This is a genomic window from Trichothermofontia sp., from assembly GCF_053493415.1.
On sequence record NZ_JBRCAD010000010.1, the window covers coordinates 24,001 to 46,081 of the forward strand.

17 protein-coding genes are annotated in these 22,081 nt (G+C 55.6%); 12 read left to right on the forward strand and 5 right to left on the reverse strand.

What is annotated here, in order from left to right:
* Window positions 1-23: 23 nt before the first annotated feature.
* From dapF to ACWIUF_RS00945, 3 genes are all read left to right on the forward strand, one after another.
* Window positions 24-857, forward strand: coding sequence for a diaminopimelate epimerase (gene dapF, locus ACWIUF_RS00935; protein ID WP_448570295.1), 834 nt, complete (start codon window positions 24-26; stop codon window positions 855-857).
* Entirely contained in the window at window positions 854-2,722 is a 1,869-nt protein-coding gene (locus tag ACWIUF_RS00940) for a tetratricopeptide repeat protein (RefSeq protein ID WP_448570296.1), read from the forward strand. The genes dapF and ACWIUF_RS00940 overlap by 4 nt, the downstream gene beginning before the upstream one ends.
* A 99-nt stretch (window positions 2,723-2,821) precedes the next feature.
* A complete protein-coding gene (locus ACWIUF_RS00945; protein ID WP_448570297.1) occupies window positions 2,822-3,916 on the forward strand; it encodes an AI-2E family transporter in 1,095 nt (364 codons plus the stop codon).
* Between the two features lie 225 nt (window positions 3,917-4,141).
* On the opposite strand, the gene ACWIUF_RS00950 is transcribed toward ACWIUF_RS00945, so the two are convergent.
* Complete coding sequence (locus ACWIUF_RS00950; RefSeq protein ID WP_448570298.1) at window positions 4,142-4,363, reverse strand: DUF4327 family protein; 222 nt, start codon at window positions 4,361-4,363, stop codon at window positions 4,142-4,144.
* A 329-nt stretch (window positions 4,364-4,692) separates the two neighbouring features.
* Window positions 4,693-5,571, reverse strand: a complete 879-nt coding sequence (locus tag ACWIUF_RS00955) for a YihY/virulence factor BrkB family protein (protein WP_448570299.1) — start codon at window positions 5,569-5,571, stop codon at window positions 4,693-4,695.
* Window positions 5,572-5,774: 203 nt separating this feature from the next.
* Between ACWIUF_RS00955 and ACWIUF_RS00960 the strand changes: the two genes are divergently transcribed.
* The 3 genes from ACWIUF_RS00960 (at window position 5,775) to ACWIUF_RS00970 (ending at window position 10,745) form a co-directional block, all read left to right on the forward strand.
* Window positions 5,775-7,724, forward strand: coding sequence for an iron uptake porin (locus tag ACWIUF_RS00960; RefSeq protein WP_448570300.1), 1,950 nt, complete (start codon window positions 5,775-5,777; stop codon window positions 7,722-7,724).
* Window positions 7,725-8,061: 337 nt separating this feature from the next.
* On the forward strand, window positions 8,062-9,954 hold the full coding sequence (locus ACWIUF_RS00965) for an iron uptake porin (protein ID WP_448570301.1): 1,893 nt from the start codon (window positions 8,062-8,064) through the stop codon (window positions 9,952-9,954).
* A gap of 8 nt (window positions 9,955-9,962) precedes the next feature.
* Complete coding sequence (locus ACWIUF_RS00970) at window positions 9,963-10,745, forward strand: ABC transporter permease (protein WP_448570302.1); 783 nt, start codon at window positions 9,963-9,965, stop codon at window positions 10,743-10,745.
* Window positions 10,746-10,891: 146 nt separating this feature from the next.
* On the opposite strand, the gene ACWIUF_RS00975 is transcribed toward ACWIUF_RS00970, so the two are convergent.
* Both ACWIUF_RS00975 and ACWIUF_RS00980 read right to left on the reverse strand, forming a co-directional pair.
* The gene (locus tag ACWIUF_RS00975; RefSeq protein WP_448570303.1) at window positions 10,892-12,232 is read right to left on the reverse strand and encodes a DNA methyltransferase; all 1,341 of its coding nucleotides are present in this window, start codon (window positions 12,230-12,232) and stop codon (window positions 10,892-10,894) included.
* Window positions 12,233-12,619: 387 nt separating this feature from the next.
* Window positions 12,620-13,306, reverse strand: coding sequence for a DUF938 domain-containing protein (locus tag ACWIUF_RS00980; protein WP_448570304.1), 687 nt, complete (start codon window positions 13,304-13,306; stop codon window positions 12,620-12,622).
* A gap of 176 nt (window positions 13,307-13,482) precedes the next feature.
* Here ACWIUF_RS00980 and pabB point away from each other — a divergent pair, with 176 nt between their 5' ends.
* Window positions 13,483-15,315 (forward strand): aminodeoxychorismate synthase component I, encoded by a 1,833-nt coding sequence (gene pabB, locus ACWIUF_RS00985; protein WP_448570305.1) that lies wholly within the window; start codon window positions 13,483-13,485, stop codon window positions 15,313-15,315.
* A 33-nt stretch (window positions 15,316-15,348) separates the two neighbouring features.
* On the opposite strand, the gene ACWIUF_RS00990 is transcribed toward pabB, so the two are convergent.
* Entirely contained in the window at window positions 15,349-16,002 is a 654-nt protein-coding gene (locus ACWIUF_RS00990; protein WP_448570306.1) for a DUF3386 domain-containing protein, read from the reverse strand.
* Window positions 16,003-16,475: 473 nt separating this feature from the next.
* Here ACWIUF_RS00990 and ACWIUF_RS00995 point away from each other — a divergent pair, with 473 nt between their 5' ends.
* The 5 genes from ACWIUF_RS00995 to ACWIUF_RS01015 all read left to right on the forward strand — a co-directional run bounded on the left by ACWIUF_RS00995 (window position 16,476) and on the right by ACWIUF_RS01015 (window position 21,916).
* Window positions 16,476-17,576 (forward strand): sensor histidine kinase, encoded by a 1,101-nt coding sequence (locus tag ACWIUF_RS00995; RefSeq protein WP_448570307.1) that lies wholly within the window; start codon window positions 16,476-16,478, stop codon window positions 17,574-17,576.
* A 174-nt stretch (window positions 17,577-17,750) separates the two neighbouring features.
* Window positions 17,751-18,290 (forward strand): redoxin family protein, encoded by a 540-nt coding sequence (locus tag ACWIUF_RS01000; protein WP_448570308.1) that lies wholly within the window; start codon window positions 17,751-17,753, stop codon window positions 18,288-18,290.
* A gap of 210 nt (window positions 18,291-18,500) precedes the next feature.
* Entirely contained in the window at window positions 18,501-19,148 is a 648-nt protein-coding gene (locus tag ACWIUF_RS01005) for a phycobiliprotein lyase (protein WP_448570309.1), read from the forward strand.
* A gap of 4 nt (window positions 19,149-19,152) precedes the next feature.
* Entirely contained in the window at window positions 19,153-20,352 is a 1,200-nt protein-coding gene (locus ACWIUF_RS01010; RefSeq protein WP_448570310.1) for an extracellular solute-binding protein, read from the forward strand.
* A gap of 274 nt (window positions 20,353-20,626) precedes the next feature.
* Window positions 20,627-21,916 (forward strand): allantoate amidohydrolase, encoded by a 1,290-nt coding sequence (locus ACWIUF_RS01015; RefSeq protein WP_448570311.1) that lies wholly within the window; start codon window positions 20,627-20,629, stop codon window positions 21,914-21,916.
* Window positions 21,917-22,081 lie beyond the last annotated feature (165 nt).

Here is a 22,081-nt window from a genome sequence, read left to right on the forward strand (position 1 = left end):
TACGTTCAGCTTACAGGGAACTTGTGCTTGAATTTAGCAAATACCACGGACTTGGCAACGACTTTATCCTAATTGATAATCGCGCCACCCCTGACCCCTGCCTCACCCCAGAGCAGGCTTCCTTTCTGTGCGATCGCCATTTTGGGGTAGGTGCCGATGGCGTGATCTTTGCCCTGCCCGGTCAGGATGGCACCGACTATAGTATGCGCATCTTTAATGCCGATGGCTCGGAGCCAGAGATGTGCGGCAATGGTATCCGCTGTTTGGCTAAGTTTATTGCCACCCTGGAGGGGACGACCTCGCCCCGCGCCTACCGGATTCATACCCTGGCGGGGGTGATGACGCCCAAACTGGAGGCGGATGGTCAGGTGACGGTGGATATGGGGGAGCCGCGCCTGTTGGCGGGGGAAATTCCCACGACGCTGGTGGCGCCCGATCAACGGGTGATGAATCAATCGCTGAGCGTGGCCGATCGCGCTTGGGAAGTCACCTGCGTGAGTATGGGCAACCCCCACTGCATTACCTTTGTGCCTGATGTGGCGGCGATCGCTCTGGACAGCATCGGCCCGCAATTTGAGCACCACCCGGTTTTCCCCCAACGGATTAATACGGAGTTTATTGAAGTGGTCCGGCCCGATTACCTGAAAATGCGGGTCTGGGAGCGGGGGGCTGGGATCACGTTAGCCTGTGGAACCGGAGCCTGTGCCGCGTTGGTGGCGGGGGTGATCACCGATCGCTGCGATCGGCGGGCCACGGTGGAGCTACCGGGGGGACCGTTGTTGATTGAATGGTCCAGTGCCGATCAACGGGTGTATATGACGGGACCGGCAGAGGCGGTTTTCACGGGGCAGCTATGACCACGCCAACGGAGACTACCCCACGCCCCGATCGCTACCGTGCCCTAATCGCCCAGATTGTAACGCTCACCCTCAAGGGCCAGATCCGCTCGAAGGAGCAGGTCTACCAGATGCTCAATGAAGGGGTGGCGATCGGGACGGGGGAACTCTTTGAACGCTGCCTGGAAGCTGAGGTGAGCCAAACCCAGCAGCTTGCCGAGATGGAAACCGACGAACTGAAGCAGGCCAAGGCCACCCGCCAACTTCGCGCCTTGAAAACCATCCAGGGCGAGTGGGAGCGCTGGCAGGCCCAGAATCGGGTGCAGGCCGTGCTGATCAGCGCAATGGCGAGCATCCAATCCGCCCCAGGAGACGATCGCCCCCGAACGTTGCTCCAGGTGATCGACCCCAACGAGGCCCAACCCCTGACGACGGAGCAAGTGCGCCAGTTAGCAAAGCAGTTGCAAACAGTCCCGGAGGGGGAGGTGCAGGCCCTAGGCACGGCGATCGCGCAGGGATTGGCGGACTGGGAAACCTTGGAACCCCATCTGGTCAGTTGGCTGTACGAACAAAGTCGCAATCCATTAGGATTCGGCGGCGTTTCAGAACAGCGGGGACCCTGGGCACTGTGGGCTAAACATACCCAACAACCCTTACTGCGATCGCTGTTGACAACGCTGGCGAACGATCGCCCCTTAGCGGATTTCCTGGCGGCGGCAGCGGATCTCACCGCAGCGGATTGGCTGGCCCTGACGATTACCTTGCAATGGTTGCAACGGGGGTTAGTGCGTTGGTTTGATCGTCAACCCTACGATCCCAAGCTGGGAAAGCAGTTCTCGATCGCAACCTTTTTAACCTTTGCCGTCCTGTGGGGGCAGTTGGCCAATACAGTGGAACAGGCGGCGATTGTGTCAGCCGAGTTGCAGCAAACCCTGGCGAATAGCTGTTTCCAGGTTATGCTCCAGACCCTACGGGCCTTTGCCCAACAGCCCTATTTCCCCCTTTATGGCGGCATCTTTGCCCTCTTCTCCACCGCCCGCTTGCGGGATACCCTTGATTACCTGGATGTTCCCCTGCGGCAGGCAGCCGGTACCCAGGAGAAGGCGCGGATTTTGACCTTGCTAGGGGATTCGCAACGGGTGTTGGGTAACACCGAAGTGGCCCTAGCCTTTCACGAAGAAGCCCTGAAGATTGCCCGCTCGGCGGACGATCGCGCCTGTGAGATTGCCAATCTCAATCACTTAAGTCGCACCTATGCCGCACAGTCGGACTATGGGGCCGCGATCGACCAGAGTCAGCGGGCGTTGCTCTTGGCCCGTCAGGTGGGCGATCGCCCAGGGGAGGCGAATGCGCTGGCTAATCTGGGCTACAGCCAGGTGTTGGCGGCTCAGCAGGAAAATGCCGACCCAGAAACCTACGAAACCGCCGTGCGTTACCTGGAGCAAGGGGTACAGTTAGCAGCACGGCAGGGCGATATGCCCAGTTTGGCCCTGTGCCACCATAGCCTGGGGATTGCCTACCTGGTGTTGCAAAAGCCTGAAGCCGCGATCGCCCAATTGGAACAGGGGTTGCAAACTGCCCGTTATGCCGGGGATCTCCATCTGCAAGCCTTGAATTTTGCCTACTTGGCAGAGGCGCACTATAGTTTGCAACAGTTGGAGCAGGCAATCGCCCTAGGATGTTTGGGCCTTTACCTCCTAGAGCAGATGGCAGCGGTGACATGGCGACGGGTAGCGGGATTACTCACCATTATTCAAGGCCAAGTGGGGGTAGAGGCATTCTGGCAACAGGTGGCCCAGGTGCGATCGGCGATCGTGCCCGTGATTGGCGTGGATGGCTATGACTATTTGCCCCAAGTGTTGACCGAGTATCAGCGATCGCTGTAATAACTTAGAATCCTAAGGAATTTAAAGGGTGGGTTATATTGTGATACCGGCACTCCCCCTTTCTGTCACCCTAGTTTCTGTCGTCCTAGGTATTGACGTATGGATAATTCCCCCAAACCCTCTGCGGATGATGTCCCCCTAGCGGATATGCCCAAACGCGCTGAAACTGAGCCGCTGTGGGCAAGCATTAAAACCCGTTCGCTAGTGCGATTTCTATTATTTTTTGCCGCAGGCTGGGCGGGGGTCACGCTTCTGCAATATTTCCAAACCATTATTTTTACCTTTACGATCGCCGCCATCTTGGCCTTTCTCCTGAACTATCCCGTGCAATACCTCAAGCAGTTTATTGGGCGGGGGTTTGCCCTGGGAGTTGTGATTATAACCAGTTTGTTGGTGATTCTCAGTCTGGCATCGGCTTTGCTCATCACGGTTGTCAACCAGGTGCAGCGGTTGATCGAAAGTATCCAATTCGCCGTCAGTGCGGATCAGAACCTCCTGGGTACAGTGGAAGGGTGGCTAGGGCGGCTTAATATCCAGATTGATCTGCAAACGATTGGCCGAATTGTGGAGAATGCCCTCAATTTTTCGATTAACTTTGTCTCTGGCTCATTGGCCGCCCTGCCCAATACCTTTTTCACGGTCATTATCATTCTGGTCGTAACCTTCTTTATGCTCATTGATGGGGAAAGCCTGTGGCATTTTGGCCTGCGCCTCGTTCCTGATGACAACCGCGATCGCTTTGCCCTAGCCATGAAGACCAGCTTCCTGGGATTTTTCCAAGGCCAATTATTATTGTGTCTATTCCTGAGCCTATCTACCCTCGTCCTATTTTCGATCTTAAAAATTCCCTTTGCCCTGCCCTTAGCCATTATTGTCGGAATTCTCGATACCATTCCTGGCATTGGGGCAACGTTAGGGGTTATCGTGATCAGCCTGATTTCCCTGGTTCAGGGGGGCTGGTTGAACGCGCTCACAGTCGTCGCAGTGAGTGTAGCGCTCCAGCAAATTCAGGATAACCTCATCGCACCACGGGTCATGCAGCATACCGTGAACCTCAACCCCGTCGTGGTTTTCTTTGCCCTGATGGTGGGCGCTCGCATTGCCGGTCTGCTCGGTATTTTCCTGTCGGTTCCGATCGCGGGCACGATCGTCAGCTTATTGGCGATCGAAGCGATGCAGGCTCGCAAAGATTAATCCTTGGCCCCACCCTACGGTGGCAGCCGCTTGCCAAAGTTTTTCCAATCAACAAGGGGTAGATCTATGCCATCCTGTTTCCACGGAAACCACAGCCTGGATAAATCTACCCCAACGGGTGTTAAGAATACCTTTTCCCGAAAAAAGCCAGATAGCTAATTTCCCTAGGCAGAGCGGGAAACTTGCGTGTACGGCATCAGGCACGTTAGGAAGGGTGCCGAATGCCTAATCCTCTTCTTCCCAACTTTCAACCGACAGCAGATCGCTGACGGGATCTTGCATGGTGAAGTCAAACTCCTCCAATTCTTTCTTCCAAAACGACCAGTCATTGCCATAGAGGAAGGCAATCTTCCAGATGCTGTCACTGGGTTTGAGGACCTGCGAGTCTACCAGAGATTTAACTTTCCGTTGCAGCTTGACCATCGGGTGAGCAACCAGGTGGGTCATACCTTTCTTATCCATCCAATAAATTGTACAAATTTCAACAGATTGGCTTCGCGTCGGACGCGATATCGCGACTTGGAAGTGCCGATACCACCGAGAAGCTGATTTCCGTCGGTAAGTATAGCACCTTTTTTCTAAATCACCGCTACTGATGAAATTTTAGAATGTTTTCCCAGAGCGGGAAGTTCGGATAACCGAAACTGTGTGGTCTGGCCTTCACACTTAACCAACCGACACACTCGCTTAAGCATATCACTAACATTTTAAGAACGGGCAGCGGGAAACTACGGGTTTTGTCTAGTCAGGCTTGGGGGACGATCGCGTCGATTCCCCTACCCCCCCCGTAGCGGGTTGAGTTCCTTCCCCACCGTGACATTGAGATACGCCCCAATCAGGAGGGTCAGGGAACTGAGGTTGAGCCACAGGAGCAGGACAATCCCTGCCCCCAGCGCCCCGTAGGTGACGCTGAAGTTGCCAAAGGTAGACACATACAGACGAAAAAAATGGGAGATAATCGCCCACAGGAGGGCCGCAATCAGCGCCCCAGGCAGGATTGGGTTGCCCCGCAGCCAGCGACTTGGCCCAAAGCGATAGATCAGGCTGAAGGCAAAGGCAAGGATCGCCAAGGAGGAAACCCAGCGTACCCAATGCCACAGGCGGAGGATTCCCATGCCCGGTATTTCCAGGTAACTGAGGACAAGACGGAGGATAAAATCGCTAACAAACATGAGGAAGGAGGCTAGGAGGACTAGGCCCAAGGTGGCGATCGTCAGTCCCAGGGCAATGAGCTTGGCTTTCCAGAAGGGGCGTCGCTGCGCTAGGGGGGTTTCACAGATTTGATCCATTGCATTCATGGCCACATTTAATGCTCCCGATGCCACCCATATCCCCGCAAAAATACTGAGGGCCACCACAGTGCGTCCCTGAGGCACCTGGATCTGGTTAATAAAGGTTTCAAAGAGGCTGGCCACTTCCTCCGGGGCCAGGTGGAGGAACTGACGGGCCAGGGAGTCAACCTGGGCCTGGGGAATGTCGAGCATCCCGATCGTCGCAAGGATAGCAACTAACATGGGGAACAGGGCCAGCAGGTTGTTGTAGGCCATTTCTGCCGAGAGGCCCATTAACCGCCGTTGACCAATGCCTCGGATAACCCGTTGGAGGGTTTTGAGATTTAAATGCTGGAAAAAGCGGAAAAAACGAGTGGAAAACATGGCCTTGAGGTGACTGGGAGGGATCGACGATCGTGCAAGCGTGAGGGCACGTTTCTGGCGATCATACCCTGGGGCTGTTGGGCCAGATTCTAGGGGCAAGCGGGGGGGTGGGGTAACGTACTAAAGGCTACAAATTCCGAGTTTTGGGCTTGGTACTGTATAGCTAACAACAATCTCTTCCCGTGTGTGAGGACCCCATTTCTATGTTTAGTTCTATGTTGAGTGCGTCCGTGCCCTGGCGCATTGGGTTAGCGCTGCCGGTAACCCTGCTGGGGGTGTGTCTGGTCAGTGGCCGCTCGAGCGCCACGCCAGTGGCAACGGTTGAAGGTGTTGCCCCACTGACGGCCCCGGCTGATCTAGCCCCAGTGGTAACCCGTGACGCGGCGGCATTGCCCCCCGTCCCTGCGGCTTCCTCAGAATCGGGTCAGACATTGCAAGCGATCGAGTCCGTTGCCAACCTGGAAACGGCGGCGACGAGCCTGAGCGAACAACTCATGCCCCCCGGTATGAGCCAGGTCACTTCGGTCACGCAGCTATCGGACGTACAGCCCACGGATTGGGCCTTCCAAGCCCTCCAATCCCTGGTGGAAAAGTATGGCTGTATTGTGGGCTATCCGGACAGCACCTTCCGGGGCCAACGGGCCATGACCCGCTACGAGTTTGCGGCGGGGTTGAATGCCTGTCTCGATCGCGTCAATGAATTGATCGCAGCAGCCACGGCAGACATGGCGACGAAGGAAGATGTGGCGACCCTGCAACGCTTGATGGAGGAATTTGCGGCGGAACTGGCCATGATTCGGGGCCGGGTGGAAAACCTGGAGGGCCGAGTCGCCGTGTTGGAAGGCACTCAATTCTCCACGACGACCAAGCTCCAGGGCTTAACCTTTTTCAACGTCACCGGAGCCACAGCGGGGGATGATGTCCGGGTGGAAGCGGGAAGTTTGGCAGGTCCCCGCGAAATTCGTCCAGCGGCCCGCTATAGCGACACGAATCGTCCAGTTGTCCTGCGGGTGACGGATGATCCGGAAATCACCTTCAGCAATTTAACTTGGCTCTCCTTCGTGACTTCGTTCACGGGCAAGGATCTGTTGGTTACCCAGTTGGCGGCAGGAAATGGCGACTCGCCGGCGAACTATTTCACCTCGGCGGGGCTGTATAACACCTACGGGGTTCCGTTTACCGACCAGACAGCGGGGCCGGAGATCTTTGGTAGCCGCAATGACGTGATCCTACGGGAGTTTTTCTATGAGTTCCCGGTGAGTGATAACTTCCGTTTGGTGGTGGGGCCACGGGTCAACTGGTATCGCTACTTTGATGGCAATGCCTTCACCTTCTTCCTCAATGGCGGCAGTTTTAACTCGATCGGCAGCACCTTGACCAATACCCTCGATCGCGGGTCCGGGGTGGTCGGCCTCTGGAAAATGAGCGATCAATTCGCCTTCCACTTTGGTTATCTGGGTGAGAATACGGAATTCCTGCCTTCAGCGTTTGGCTTCAACACCTCATCCAATCCCCGCACCGGGTTGTTCAGCGGCACTAACACACTGACGGCGGAACTGACCTATTCACCGAGCAAGAATGCCAATATTCGGTTGTTATATAACCGTTCGACCAGTGATCCCAATGTGCCGATCCAGGATGAGAATGGCAATATCACGGGGTTTGGGATTGGCGGCGCGACGGGCGAACCGATCTATGGGGTTGCCGATGATGGCTTTGGCGGGTCGATTAAACCAGCCTATGGGAATACCTTTGGGATTAGTGCCGACTGGTTGATTACGCCGCGCTTTGGGGTCTTTGGCCGCTATGGCTATGGTAATGTGCAAATCCGCCCGAAGGATGACGATCGCGATGGTGGCGACATCAATTCCCAAGCCTTCCAGGTAGGACTGGCCTTCCCGGATCTGGGCAAGCAGGGTGCCCTGGCAACGCTTTCGTTTGCCATGCCCTTTGATGTCTTGGAGGGACGGAAATTCCTGGCGGCAGGTGGGGGCAATGGCGGTACCCAGTATGATCTGGAGGCGGCTTACTATTTACCGCTCAGCGGCAATATTGCGATCGTGCCTTCCCTTTATTGGATTTTTAATCCCAACAACTTTGACAACAACCCCACCATTTTTGTGGGGAATTTGCGCACCCAATTTAGCTTCTAGGGCCTTATCAAGGGCACCTCAAACCATACCTCCTGCCCGGCGCTCCCAGCCAGGTTATCCCGCTGGTTGAGGCAGGTCAACTGCCCCTATCCCAGATTCATTGAAGTGCCCTTAAAAGACTGTGGGGTGTCAGTATCTGGCCTGCTCTTGAAACAGCCGGGGCAGTCATCCCAAACATCAATACGCTGTGGCGATCGTCTGTGCGTTCATGCAATCGGGCGATCGCCTTCACGTTAATATGAAGTCCTATAGTGTTTAACATCTCAGTCTATATATCTAGCTCTATATGATGCTCAATATACAGATCAGCATGGGTACTCCTGGGCGAATGTGGTTCGTGTTGTCCGCAACGGTATTGGCAATGTTAGGGGCTAGCGATCGCGCGATCGCAGTTCCCGTGGCAACTCCCCTTGAGACGGTCACACCCCTGACAGCCCCAACTAAGCCAACACTAACCCCACCAGCGCCTCTGCTGGGTCCGACCGCTTTGCCCCCATCCGAGTCTGGGCTGGTGCTGCCGGCGAACGCATCAGTGGCGAACTTAGAACCAGCCGCTACCCGTTTGGATGAGGTGATTGTGCCGAGTATGAACCAGGTGACCTCGGTGACCCAGCTATCGGATGTACAGCCCAGGGATTGGGCCTTCCAAGCCCTCCAATCCCTGGTCGAAAAGTATGGCTGTGTGGTGGGCTATCCCGATGGGACTTTCCGGGGCCAACGGGCGATGACCCGCTATGAGTTGGCGGCGGGGTTGAAGGCCTGTCTCGATCAAGTTAATGAAGCGATCGCGGCAGCCACCGCCGACATGGCGACGCAGGAAGATGTGGCAACCCTGCAACGCTTGATGGAGGAATTCGCGGCGGAACTGGCAATGGTCCGGGGCCGAATAGACAACCTGGAGGGCCGGGTTGCCCAACTCGCCGGTCGTCAATTCTCTGCTACGACGAAACTGCAAGGACTGGCCTTTTTCAACGTAACGGGAGCAACCGCCGGGGCGGATGTTCGGGTGGAAGCCCAGAGCCTAGCCACCCCCCTCAATCTGCGCCGTGCCGCCCGCAACAGCGAGACCCAGCGTCCAGTGGTGCTGAAGGTGACAGATAATCCTGAAATTACCTTGAGTAATGTGACTTGGCTATCTTGGGTGACCTCGTTTTCCGGTAAAGATTTGCTGGTTACCCAGCTAGTTGCGGGGAATGGAAATTCACCGGCCAATTACTTTACGTCGGCAGGGCTTTACAACACCTTTGGCGTCCCGTTTACGGATCAGACTTCTAGCCCAGAAATTGGGAGTAATAATATTATCCTGCGGGAGTTTTTCTATGAGTTCCCGGTGAGCGACAACGTTCGCCTCGTCGTGGGTCCTAGGGTGAACTGGTATCGCTACTTTGATAACAATGTGTTTACGGTTTTCCTAACCGGGGCGGGGACGTTTAACTCGCTGGGCAGTACCCTCACCAATACTCTCGATCGCGGTTCTGGTGTGATCGGTCTTTGGCGTATGAATGACCACTTGGCCTTCCGCTTTGGTTATTTGGGCGAGAACACGGAGTTTTTGCCCGCCGAATTTGGCTTCAACACGTCCGCAAATCCTCGCAAGGGCTGGTTGAGTGGCACCAATACGTTAACTGCCGAACTGACCTACTCTCCCAGTAAAAATGCCAATATTCGCCTGTTATATAACCGCTCGACCAGTGATCCCAATACTCCCATCTTGGATGAAAACGGTAATCTCACTGGGATTGGGATTGGCGGCGCGACGGGTGAACCCATCTATGGGGTGGCTGATGACGGTTTTGGCGGCTCGATCAAACCCGCCTATGGGAATACCTTTGGCGTTAGCGTTGACTGGCGGATCACCCCGCGATTTGGGGGCTTTGGCCGCTACGGCTACGGCAATGTGCAAATCCGCCCGCAGGATCGCGATCGCGATGGGGGTGAGATCAATTCCCAAGCCTTCCAGATTGGCCTTGCGTTTCCCGATTTGGGTAAGCGGGGTGCTTTAGGGACGCTTTCGTTGGTCATGCCCTTTGATGTGTTGGAAGGTCGCCAGTTCTTGGCCGCTGGTGGCGGGAATGGGGGGACACAGTACGATCTCGAAATGACCTATTATCTGCCGCTGAACGCGAATATTGCGATCGTGCCCGCCCTTTATTGGATCTTCAATCCCAATAACTTTGACAATAACCCAACTATTTTTGTGGGTAACCTGAGAACTCAATTTAATTTCTAGGAGCCAAAATGCAACGCTATTGGCAGGTATTGCAGCTATTTTGGGGTACGGCGATCGCAGCGGAAATGGAATATCGCCTGAACTTTATCATCTCGGCCCTGAGTAGTATGGGAAATTTAGCAGGTAGTCTGTTTGGGTTGTTTCTGTTTTACCGCACGGGCTATACCTTCCGCACTTGGTCTTGGGAGGAAGCCCTCTTAGTTTTGGGCGTTTTCACGCTATTACAGGGACTTTCTAGCACGTTCCTGGTGCCAAATTTAAACCGGATTGTGACCCAGGTACAGGAGGGTACCCTGGATTTTGTACTGCTGAAACCGATCAGTAGTCAATTTTGGTTATCCACCCGCGCTATTTCCCCGTGGGGCTTACCGGATGTGTTGGCAGGGATTGCCGTCATTGCCTATGCGGGTAACCATCTGGGGATTGGGCTGCGGGCCTATCTTTTCAGTCTTTTCCCCCTCCTGTGCGGGGTGCTGAGCCTTTATAGTCTCTGGTTTATGTTGGGGGCGACCAGTATTTGGTTTGTCAAGATTTATAACGTAACAGAGGTCCTACGGGGATTGCTCGATGCGGGCCGATTCCCGATCGTGGCCTATCCGGCAGCCTACCGGTTCTTTTTTACGTTCGTGATTCCGGTGGTCTTTTTGACCACAATCCCAGCCGAGGCCATGCTCGATCGCGTTTCTGGAGGCTGGTTACTGGCAACGGCTGGATTAGCGATCGCCCTCTTGTATTTCTCCCATCAGTTTTGGCAATTTGCATTGCGATTTTATACCAGTGCCTCTAGCTAATAAAATCTTCCAGCACCGTTGTCAGGACTATTTAACGCCTAGCCCAGCGGTCAGGCTGCTATTGGTACAAACAAGTTACTTTATCGATGCTTCCCAGGATGTCTATATGGACATTGGGGACATTGAGGACTGTCGCGATCGCACCACTAGCAAAAGGGGTCATCACTAAAGGGATAGGGACGATCGGGCCATTGCCCTGGCCAACGGAGTAAAACCACCTCTTCCCTGACCTGTTCCTTGGTTACAGTCGCAGCACGGGTACGGAAAAGGTCAATGCCCAGCACCTCATAGCCGAGTCCTTCTGCTAGTTCTGCGAGGAGTTGACCCGTCCGAATCATGACCCGTAAATAGGAGCGTTGATCACCGACCACATAGGCCAGTTGGGCACCGGCCCGTAAGACAGGGCGCAAATCGGCTAAATGTTTCGCCATCCCCCCAAAGTATAGTTTTACCGCCCGGTGGTAGGAGCGCTCAAACCCACTTGTTTTACCCAATTCAATCCGTCGAGCTTCAATTTCCTGGGCGATTGTTTGGATACCGGGATGCCGACTGACCCAGCGATCGTCGGTGTCTAATTTATACACATTGCGGCTATTAGAGCGAATCAAACGTTCCTTGAAGGTGCGCAAATCCGCCTTGGTTTTAATAAAGCCTAATAAGACCGATTCGAGGCGGGTTGTGCGGGTGTAATCCTTCTCGTTCGGATACGGGGGAGAAGTAATGACGGCATCGATCGCTTGGGGCGGGAGGATCGCTTGGATTTGGCGGGCATCTGCCGCATGAATCTGGCTGGGAACCGCCTTTAGCCCTTGCAATTGTCTTAAGTCCTGGGCGATCGTGCTGACTTCCTGGAGCCAAGCTTCAATCACGGGCGCATCTTCTTTTAATTTCCCTACCCCCACCTCTGGCCCAAAGCGCAGATTACTGATCGTGGTGACCAGCGCTTTTGCCAGGGCGAGCTTGAGATGGCGGGTATTTCCCGGAGGCGGATGCTGTGCGATCGCATCTAGAAGGATCAGGGTTTTATGAAGGGGCAGGGGGCTGATTGAATTCTTCAGGAGCAGTTCTTCGCAGGCAGGGGATAAGCAGCGTAGGGTGGCAGATTCTGCCATGAGAGCGGTGGCGGTGAGCGCAGTGTCTTGGGCGATCGCCAGCAAGGCATCGGGTTCCGGTGTCCAATCCAGTTTCACAGATCCGGCAAAGCAGGCCATTGGATTGGCCTCAATGCCCACGCTGGGAATCCCCAGTTTTTGGCACTCAACCACCGTTGTTCCCGTACCACAAAAGGGGTCAAGAACTTGTTGATTGGCACGAATGGCAAATCTGTTCAAATAGGTTTGCACCAGATGGGGAGGGAACGACAGCACAAACCGATACCAATCATGCACCATCCGGTCTTCTAAGCGCAGTTGATTAATCTCAGGCCGACCATAGTCCCCAGTTTGCGTTGAATCGAGTTCGAGTCTGTCAAGTGCATTAGACGGCACGATCGTGATTCCCTTGTTCCTAAACCAATCATCCTAAACCGATCACTAGTCGTGATTATGTCAGGATCGCCGTTATATATCCCCATCCTCCGATCACATTCCACCCCCCTGTTGCCCAAGAATTCTGTAGGGGCGGGTCGCACCAGCCTCTTATTGGCCAACCCATTGACCTCATTGACTCACATTCCACCCCCCTGTTGCCCAAGGATTCTGTAGGGGCGGGTCGCACCCACCTCTTATTGGCCAACCCATTGTCTGTATCGACCCGCCTCCATCGGGAGCAAGCCATCAACCGCATCGGCCCGCCCGCATCGGGAGCAAGCCATCATCTTCATCGACCCGCCCGCGTAACCCCATCCAGCCTGCGGCTATAATAGTACAAAGAAGCTATTCCGCCAACCCGATCGCGGTCCGCTCAAAAATGACCGACAGATTATTCGCTGGCATCGGGACCGTTTGGCGCAGGGAAAACTGGTGGGTCGCGGCCATCGCCGTCACCGCGTCAAGATCGCGGACCCCCCAATCCCGGTTTCTGGCGCGGAGATTGGCATCAAACTCGGCATTACTAGGGGCCGTGTGGCGTCCCCCCTGCATGAAAGGACCGTACAGGTAAAGAATGCCACCTACCGGCAGGATGCGTGCTGCGCCGGCAAGTAGACCCAAACAGGCGGACCACGGGGCAATGTGAATCATGTTGATATTCACGATCGCCCGAATGGGCTGCTGTTGTAGATCCAACCCTTGTAACGCATCAGGTAGCGGCGACTGCTCTACTGGCCAGCACGCCGCCTCGGCATCCAGGGCGATCGGGGGATACAAATTGGCCGCTGGGTAATGCTCTCGCCAGGCGGCAATACTGGCACGAGCCAAAGGACTGGGATCAGAAGGGAGCCACCCACGCGGGGCTAGACGGGGTGCAAAAAACATGGCATGTTCCCCCGTCCCACTCGACACCTCTAACACCGTACCGCTGGGAGGTAGAACGTCCTGGGGAACCGCTAGAATGGGGTCCCGGTTGCGTTGGGTGGCGGGTGCATGTTGGCGCAGATTGGCTACGTCAGATACGTTGGTCATGGGTGTTTGGCGTCAAACTATCTCATGCAAAGATCTATGAATCGACCGGTTCTCCGAGGGAGATGCTACGCGAACGCAGGGTTGTGGCACGATCGACCGCGACCCAGTGCCCCCTAGCCTGGTCCAGTGAGGTCCAGTTCAGTCCAGTTAAATTGATCATAGTGGGTGCTAGCCTTGTGACTGCTTCGATTGCTGCCAATTCTCTCCTGCCCTCTCTTCTCACGCCGAACGTGATTGCCACGAATGAGGCTGTTCTCTATGATGCCCAGGCTCAACATTGGCTCTATTTCTCACGCCCTGTGGCGGTTTTGGTCGCAACCCATTTGGCTGAGGTGAGCTCCGTTTTAGAAGCGGTCCAACAGGCCGTCGATCGCCAGGGCTACTATGCGGTTGGGTGGCTCAGTTATGAAGCAGCCCCCGCCTTTGATCCCAGTTTTGTTGTACAGCCGGACGTGGATTTTCCCCGCGCCTGGTTTGGCGTTTACTCAGCTCCTCAAACGATTCACTTACCCGCGATGCCCACCGCTCCGGTGATGCCTCCAGCCTGGTCAGCTACGATCACCCCGGCGGCTTACCAGCACGCCTTTGCCCGAATTAAGCACCATATTGCCCAGGGCGATACCTATCAGGTTAACTTTTCCCTGCGGCTGCGATCGCGCTTTACTGCCGATCCTTGGGCCTATTTCCAGCAGTTAATCCAGGCCCAGAACTGTCGCTATGGTGCCTTTCTCAATCTGGATGATTGGGCAATTTGTTGTGCTTCACCCGAACTCTTTTTTCAGCTTCACGATCGCACCCTTACCTGCCGTCCTATGAAAGGCACGGCTGGCCGGGGATTAAGTGATCACGACGATCACCAGGCGGCGGCAGCCCTCCGGGCCTCGGTCAAAAACCAGGCCGAAAATGTCATGATTGTCGATATGATTCGCAACGATCTGGGGCGGATTGCGCGACTGGGCACGGTCCACGTGACAGACCTGTTCGCGATCGAGCAATATCCCACCCTTTGGCAAATGACCTCAACGGTCCAGGCGTTAACCGATGCTAGTTGGGTGGAGGTTGTGCGATCGCTGTTTCCCTGTGCCTCCATTACCGGTGCGCCCAAAATCCGAACAATGCAGATTATTGCCGACTTAGAAGCCTCACCCCGCCGGATTTATACCGGCACGATCGGGATGGTCGCCCCCCAGCACTTTGCCCAGTTTAATGTGGCGATCCGGACAGTCTTAATCAATAAGGAGCAGCAACAGGCTGAGTACGGTACAGGTGGGGGTATTGTGTGGGATTCTGAGGTCACCAGCGAGTGGCAAGAATGTAGTACTAAAACGCAAGTATTGCAGCCCCCTTATCCACCGTTCGAGCTGTTAGAATCTTTGCGTTGGGACCCGGCAACTGGCTATTTCCTGCTGGATTTGCACCTGCAACGGCTCCAGCAATCAGCCCGTTATTTTGATTTTCCCCTCAATCTAGATCAAGTGCGCGCGTCGCTCAATGCCTTAACGCGATCGCTGCCCCCAACTCCCCACAAGATTCGCCTGCGGGTGGCGCGATCGGGCGTGATATCGGAAGAAGCAACGGTTTTATCTACACCAGCCAGCGATCGTCCTCTACAGGTCGGCTTTGCCCCGATGCCGATCGACCCCCAGAACGTTTTTTTGTATCACAAAACCACCCAGCGCACGGTTTATGAAAGCGCCCAACGGGCCTGCCCCCAGTGGGATGATGTCCTCCTGTGGAATCAGCGGGGAGAAGTCACGGAATCCTGCCGAGCGAACCTGGTGGTTGGATTAGGGGACCAGTGGTATACTCCTCCCGTCCAGTCGGGACTGCTGCCCGGAACCTTGCGGACCTGGTTGTTGCAGCAGGGCAAGGTACGGGAACGCACCCTATCCCGCGATGACCTAGCCCACTGTAGCCAGATTTACCTGGTGAATTCTGTGCGGGGGATGCAACTGGCCCAACTGATGCCGATCGCCGCACCGATCGCCCCCCCCAACGATCGCGCCTAGCCCCTGGGTGAAGCAGGCGTTAGCGGGCTACCACTAAACCGCGATCGGGCTGAGTAATTGGATATTGCTGAAGGCAAAGGTGATTGAGGTGGGGTCTTGCCCCGGCTCTTGGGTATGGACCACCTGGCGGGTCATGAGATAGTAGCCATCGACGGGTTCGTAGGTATCTTCAAAGCTAGCCAAACGCAAGACTTTTTGGGTTTCAGGATGGCTAAAGACAGCGTCATAGCGGGTGGCCGCATACCCCTGGGGGGTTTGCAGGCTTGCGTGATGGTTGATCGTAAAGGCCATCTGGCCCATCACCCGGTGAACCAAAACAATTTGGCGATCACGCACCCGATAGTGGGACCCCATTGCCTCACCCTGGACGAGAATTTCAACGGTGCCGTCGGCCTCGGTTTGCCCAAAGCTGAAGGTATTTTTGCCGTGGGCTTGCTCAAAGGACGATCGCCGCCGATGGGTGACCAAATCCCGTAGGCGGGCCTCCAGGTTAGCCTTAATATCCTCAGCGGTAATACCACTGACTGCGATCGTGAAATCAGGATTGACCTGGACTTGTCCGTGATGGGTCGTATCCCCCTGGGTGAGGGTCACATCCGCCCGGAAGCCAGGAAAGTCCGTGTCCCAGGTATATCGATTTTCGTAGGCGGCCCGGAATACTTCCCGCGCAGTCTGGGGAGTCGTCATACTGTCTCCTTACAATCCATCTACCTCCTAGTCTAGTCGCTGAGCGGTTAGGGCAGAGCAAGTTTTGAGGATGGATTTCTTTGCAAGACGATTAATATAGGGGCGGTTTCGCGGAGTTCAGTGATGGATACTTTGACGATTGAGAGGCTGTTTTAAAAGGGGGATCGCGGTTAAAACCGCGACTACGAACCTCGACGTTTGGCTGTCCTAAGTGTTACTTTGCGTTTATTTTGGCGACTGAAGTCGCCAAAACGACTGGTTTCTGGACCTTTTAAACACCCTCTAAGAGTATCACTACACACCGAGCCACTGGCAAGAATTAATTTTTCAAATACTACGCAGATAGTCGATTCTAATGATCGATGCAGTAGCTGTATATCTTAGTTAATTAAAAGGGTTGTTTGCTGATATTTGCAAGCTTTCTAGTCTAGCCCAATCGCGGTTGGTTCACCCAGAGCGACTACAATGCAGATATGCCTAAAGTTAAGTTGCGTGTTCGGTTATTCCTGTCCCACATGGCGGTCATGGTTGTGGGGTTAAGTACCCTACTCATGATTGGTAAGCTCTATACGCCCAAACTACTGATTTGGGAATTAGTGCGGTTGGAAGGGTTGGGATTTAACTTCAGCGTCGTTCGGCCCCGGTTGGTTGAGATTTTTCAAACGGCCTGGAGTCGCGGAGCCTTGTGGTCAGTCATTGTCGGCGGCGGGACGGCTGGCCTCATGAGCTACCTCGCGGCCCGCTGGATTGGCAAGCCCCTGCAACAGATGGAGGAAATTACCCGCAAGGTTGCCAAGGGCGAACTGGCAGCACGGGTACCCGCCTACCAAATTCCGGAACTAAACCGCTTAGCCGTTAGCTTTAACCGTATGGCCACCACCCTGGAAGGGGTAGAGCAGCGCCGCCGGGATTTGGTGAGCGATCTCACCCATGAACTGCGTACCCCACTCACGGTCCTGGAGGGGTATTTGGAAGGATTAGCGGATGGCACGATCACGCCCAGTCCTGAAATCTACCTCCGGCTGGCCAATGAGACTACCCGTCTGCGACGGCTCGTCAACGATTTGCAAGAACTCTCTAAGGCTGAAGCGGGTTACCTACCGATCCACACCCAGCCTTTTTCGCTTGCCCACCTGTTGACCAAGGTGACGGCTAAGTTCGCCGATCAGATCCCGGATGGGGGTCCCAGCTTGCAACTGAAGTGTTTTCCCGACCTGCCCCTCATTCTGGCCGATCCGGAACGGGTTGAGCAGATCCTCATTAACCTGCTGGGCAATGCCCTACGCTATACCGCCACGGGCAGCATTACCGTCCAAGCCTGGGTGGAGATGGGGCCGACGCGTCTGGCCTGGATTGCGGTGACTGATACGGGGCAGGGGATTGCCCCTGAGGATCTGCCCCATGTGTTTGAGCGCTTCTGGCGGGCCGATCGTTCCCGGAATCGGGACTCCGGCGGCACGGGCATTGGGTTAGCCATTTCCAAACGCCTGGTGGAATTACAGGGGGGGACGATCGTCGTCGAAAGCCAATTGGGGCAGGGCAGCACCTTTCGGTTTTCCTTGCCCCTCGCCTAGCACCGAGGCTGGCCAAAACCCGCTAGACTCAAGACAGTCTAGAGATCAGCATCCCTGACTGGCTACGGTCCTGGGGAACTTAGCCCCCGCAGTGGGGTTCCACCCGCCCCGCCCTAGCCAGGGTCGTTATCCGCCTCTAGACACGCTGATTACGAATGATTGTGGAGGTATTTCATGCCAGCGGTACTTGATCGGATTCCTGATGTTGTCTTTAAAACCCGCGTCCGCGACGAATCCGTTGAAGGTCCCAATCCCTTTCGGTGGCAGGACCGTACCACCCAGGAAATTTTTGGTGGTAAGCGCATTGTTCTCTTTGCCCTGCCCGGTGCCTTCACCCCCACCTGTTCTTCCACCCATCTGCCCGGTTACGATCGCAAATATGATGAAATCAAAGCCCTTGGGATTGATGAGGTCATTTGCCTGTCAGTAAATGACGCCTTTGTCATGTTCCAATGGGCCAAAAATTTAGACATCAAGAATGTCTTTATGCTGCCCGATGGGAATGGCGAATTCACCCGCAAGTTAGGGATGCTAGTGGACAAGGAGAACCTAGGCTTTGGTCCCCGCTCTTGGCGCTATTCAATGGTTGTTAACGATTGCCAGATCGAGAAGGTTTTCATGGAACCGGGCTTTAGTGATAACTGTCCCGAAGATCCCTTTGAAGTCTCCGACGTGGATACCATGTTGAACTACCTGAAGTCAGTTAAATCCTAGCCCTTTGTTCCCAGGTTGTCAGGATTTTCTCTGGACCCTCCGTGTCTCCGTGGTTTCCTGTTCGCCACAGAGGCACGGCGGATACGGAGGTGATCGCCAGCTAATAAAGGTGAGGGCCGCCCAAGATATACCTTTAGAGATACCCTACCCTCGATCCCGATTGCAAAGCGATTTCAGTCAAGCTACCTACCGTTAACCATCCCCCTCGCCATGCTCAGTTTTCAAGAGTTTTTTGCTGCCTGTACCGGTACCTGGAAAACCGAACGAATTTATCACTTTACTCAACAAGGGGGAAGTGAACGGTCCTATACGGAGTTTCGCGTGACGGCCCTCAATTTAGCTGCAAAACAAACCCTCTTGGCGGTGAACGACCCCATTCAATCCCGGTTGACGGCGAGTATGGAACAGATAGCAACCCATTGCCCTGGGTTCGCGATCGCCTTTGAGACCACATCGGAAACCGGGGAAGAAGTCTCTATGAGTCTCCAAGCCCTGTTTATCCCGGCGATCTATGTTCAGCCCCAGCCCCTAGAGGCGGCTTTACCGCCATTACCCCTCACTGCCCAGATTCCCAAGATGGGGGGGGATGAATGGCTACAAGGGTTTTATCTACGCGATCAGGGCTATTCTGAAACGGGTGCCATTACGGGACGCTTCACCTACCAACCCACACGCCAGACCTTGGAGATGACGACCTACTACCGGCGATCGGTGGCGGTGGATCAAATGCGCTTCATCGATAGCCAGACCCGCCTCCGGACGATCGTCACCTACGAGCGACCCAGCGAGCCAGAGCGGCCACCCACGCTCATCACTTTGGTGGGGTTTGGCCTCGAAAATCGCCAGGTGAGTGCCTAGGATCATGCGACGACGGGACTTCCTTCTCGCCGCGACGGGGGTGATGTTGCAACAGGGCCTCAGTGGCTGTCAGGGCGGTGCCAATACCCCATTGACCGTCCAGGCATTGAAAGGGTCACTGCCAGCCCAATTGCCCGATCGCTTTCAGCGCTATGCGGCGCAACTGGTGGAGCAACGTCCCCATTTGCAATTGACGCCGGTCTCCCAATTGGCTACCTTGTTTAACCAACTCCAGCAATGGCAACGTCAGGCCCAATCCCAGACCTCCCAGCCGCCCCCTTCACCCGCTTGGCTGCGATTCGGACCCCGACGGCCTACCGGCCATCCCGCCGATCTGGTTACTCTAGGAGATTACTGGCTTACGCCCGCGATTCGGCAAGGGTTAATCCAACCCCTCCAACCCCAGCATTGGTCCCACTGGTCCCAGGTGCCTGAACCGTGGCAAGCCCTGGTGCGCCGCGATCGTCAGGGGATGCTCACGCCCAACGGCGAAGTCTGGGCTGCCCCCTACCGTTGGGGTACCACCCTGATCGCTTACCGCGAGGCCGCCTTTCAACGCCTAGGCTGGGAGCCAACGGACTGGGCAGACCTTTGGCGATCGGAACTCCGGCAGCGAATTTCGCTCCTGGATCAACCCCGCGAAGTCATTGGTCTGGCGCTGAAGCACCTGGGCTATTCCTACAATGAGGGGGATTTGGAGCGCATCCCCGACCTGCGATCGACCCTGCGCACTTTGAACCAGCAGGTCAAATTCTATAGCTCGGACACCTACCTCCAACCCTTGTTGTTGGGGGATACCTGGCTGGCGGTGGGTTGGTCCAACGAAATTTTGCCCCTATTGGACTACAATCGGGGCATTCGGGTGGTGATACCCCGATCGGGCACAGCGATTTGGAACGATCTCTGGGTCCGTCCGTCCCGACCCCCAGGGCAGGCTGTAGACTCCGCCCTCACCGATGCCTGGATCAATTTCTGCTGGGAAGCCGATATTGCTGCCCAACTGGCCCTGATTACCCGTGCCGCCTCCCCGATCGTTGCTACCCCCGATCGCAGCCATCTGCCCAATAAGTTACAACAGCGATCGTTGCAATTGCCCCCCCCGGACCTGCTCCAACGCTGTGAATTCCTCCACCCCCTAGGGGCCACTGCGATTGACCAATATCGCCAACACTGGTTAGATATGCGCCAAGGCACGATTAGCTAGGCAAGCGGCTGGCCCGTCCCCCCAGGTTAGGAGTGGGTCAGTCCTAAAGTTTAGGGGTGCGGAGAGGCGCTAACATCCTCCCGCAAGCGCCGGATGACCGGGGAAATCATCCGTTTCTCCTTGGGGGACACGGCGCGAACGGGCTGAGCTAGCCGCAGCCCTAATCTTCAGCTTGACAGACCACACGGCGTCTTACTGGCTACGCTATTGGGGCCTAGAGACGGGGTACTGTAATTGCCAGCAATATCGGGAAAGTCTGAAGCTAGGAAGACCCATGGCGCAAATACTGGACGGATTACGAATCAACGCCGAGCGGCTGGCCCAGTCGGTAGAACAGTTAGCCGCGATCGGGCAATTGCCCGGAGGGGGCGTGCGCCGGATCGCCTATACCCCCGAAGACTTGCAGGCCCGTGCCCAGGTGCAAGCCTGGATGGCAGCAGCCGGGATGGACGTGCGCACCGATGCCGCAGGCAACTTGATCGGCACCTATCCCGGCACCAACCCTGACTTACCCCTACTGATGACCGGCTCCCATATCGATACGGTCCCCACCGGAGGGCGCTACGATGGGGCCTTTGGGGTTCTGGCGGCCCTGGAGGCCGTCCGCACTTTGGCCGAACAGCCGCTCCGCCTACGGCATTCCCTGGCCGTGGTTGTCTTCACCGATGAAGAGGGCAGCATGATTGGCAGTAAGGCGATCGCGGGTAGTGTGGTTCCCGACCCCGCGTATTATCGGCGATCGGATGGCGAAGATATTCGCACCTGTCTCCAGCGGATCGGTGGCAACTGGGACGAGATCGCACAAGCCTATTTGCCCCCCGGTCGGATAGCCGCGTTTGTCGAACTGCACGTGGAGCAGGGACCCGTCCTGGAAAGTCAAGGTCAGCAGATTGGCATTGTTGAGGGGATTGTGGGCCAACGGCGCTATCAAATCCAGATCACGGGGCGAGCTAACCATGCGGGGACCACCCCAATGGATTTACGGCAGGATGCCCTGGTTGCTGCCGCCCAGGTCGTGCTGGCGGTCCAGGCGATCGGCCAGACGCCGGGGCAACAGGTGGCTACGGTGGGGATGCTCCATGTTTTTCCGAATGCCGCCAATGTCATTCCCGGACAGGTGGACCTGAGTGTGGATCTGCGGGATCTGGCCAATGCCCACCTGGATCAGTTAGTGGCCCAACTGGAGCAACAGTTAACAACGATCGCAGTCCAAACCCAAACCCAGATCCACCTCACCCCTTGTCTGAAAAACGATCCGGCCCTGGCTCACCCAGCGATTCAGCGGGCGATCGCCCAAAGCTGCGAGGCATTAACCCTCAGCTATACCTATTTACCCAGCCGTGCCAGCCATGATGCCCAGGAAATTGCCCGGATTGCCCCGATGGGGATGATTTTTGTACCCAGTGTGGCAGGGCTGAGCCATGCAGAGGCCGAATACACCACCCCAGAGCAATGTACAGCGGGGGCCAATGTCCTCCTCCAAACCTTGCTGCGGCTCGATCAGCTAACAATCAACGATCGTGAAGTTTGTCGTAACGACTTCAGTCGTCCGACGGTTCGGTAAGGGATAGGCAATTGGCTCAAGCGTCTGGTGTAAGGGAGATGACTATCCCTCAAAAGCTGGAAAAACATTGTCTGCCCAGCAGTCTGAGTCCGGCTATACAACACCTGCAAGTGTTTATTTGCATACTGTATACTTAGGATTTACTGAAATAAATGGTACTTCCAT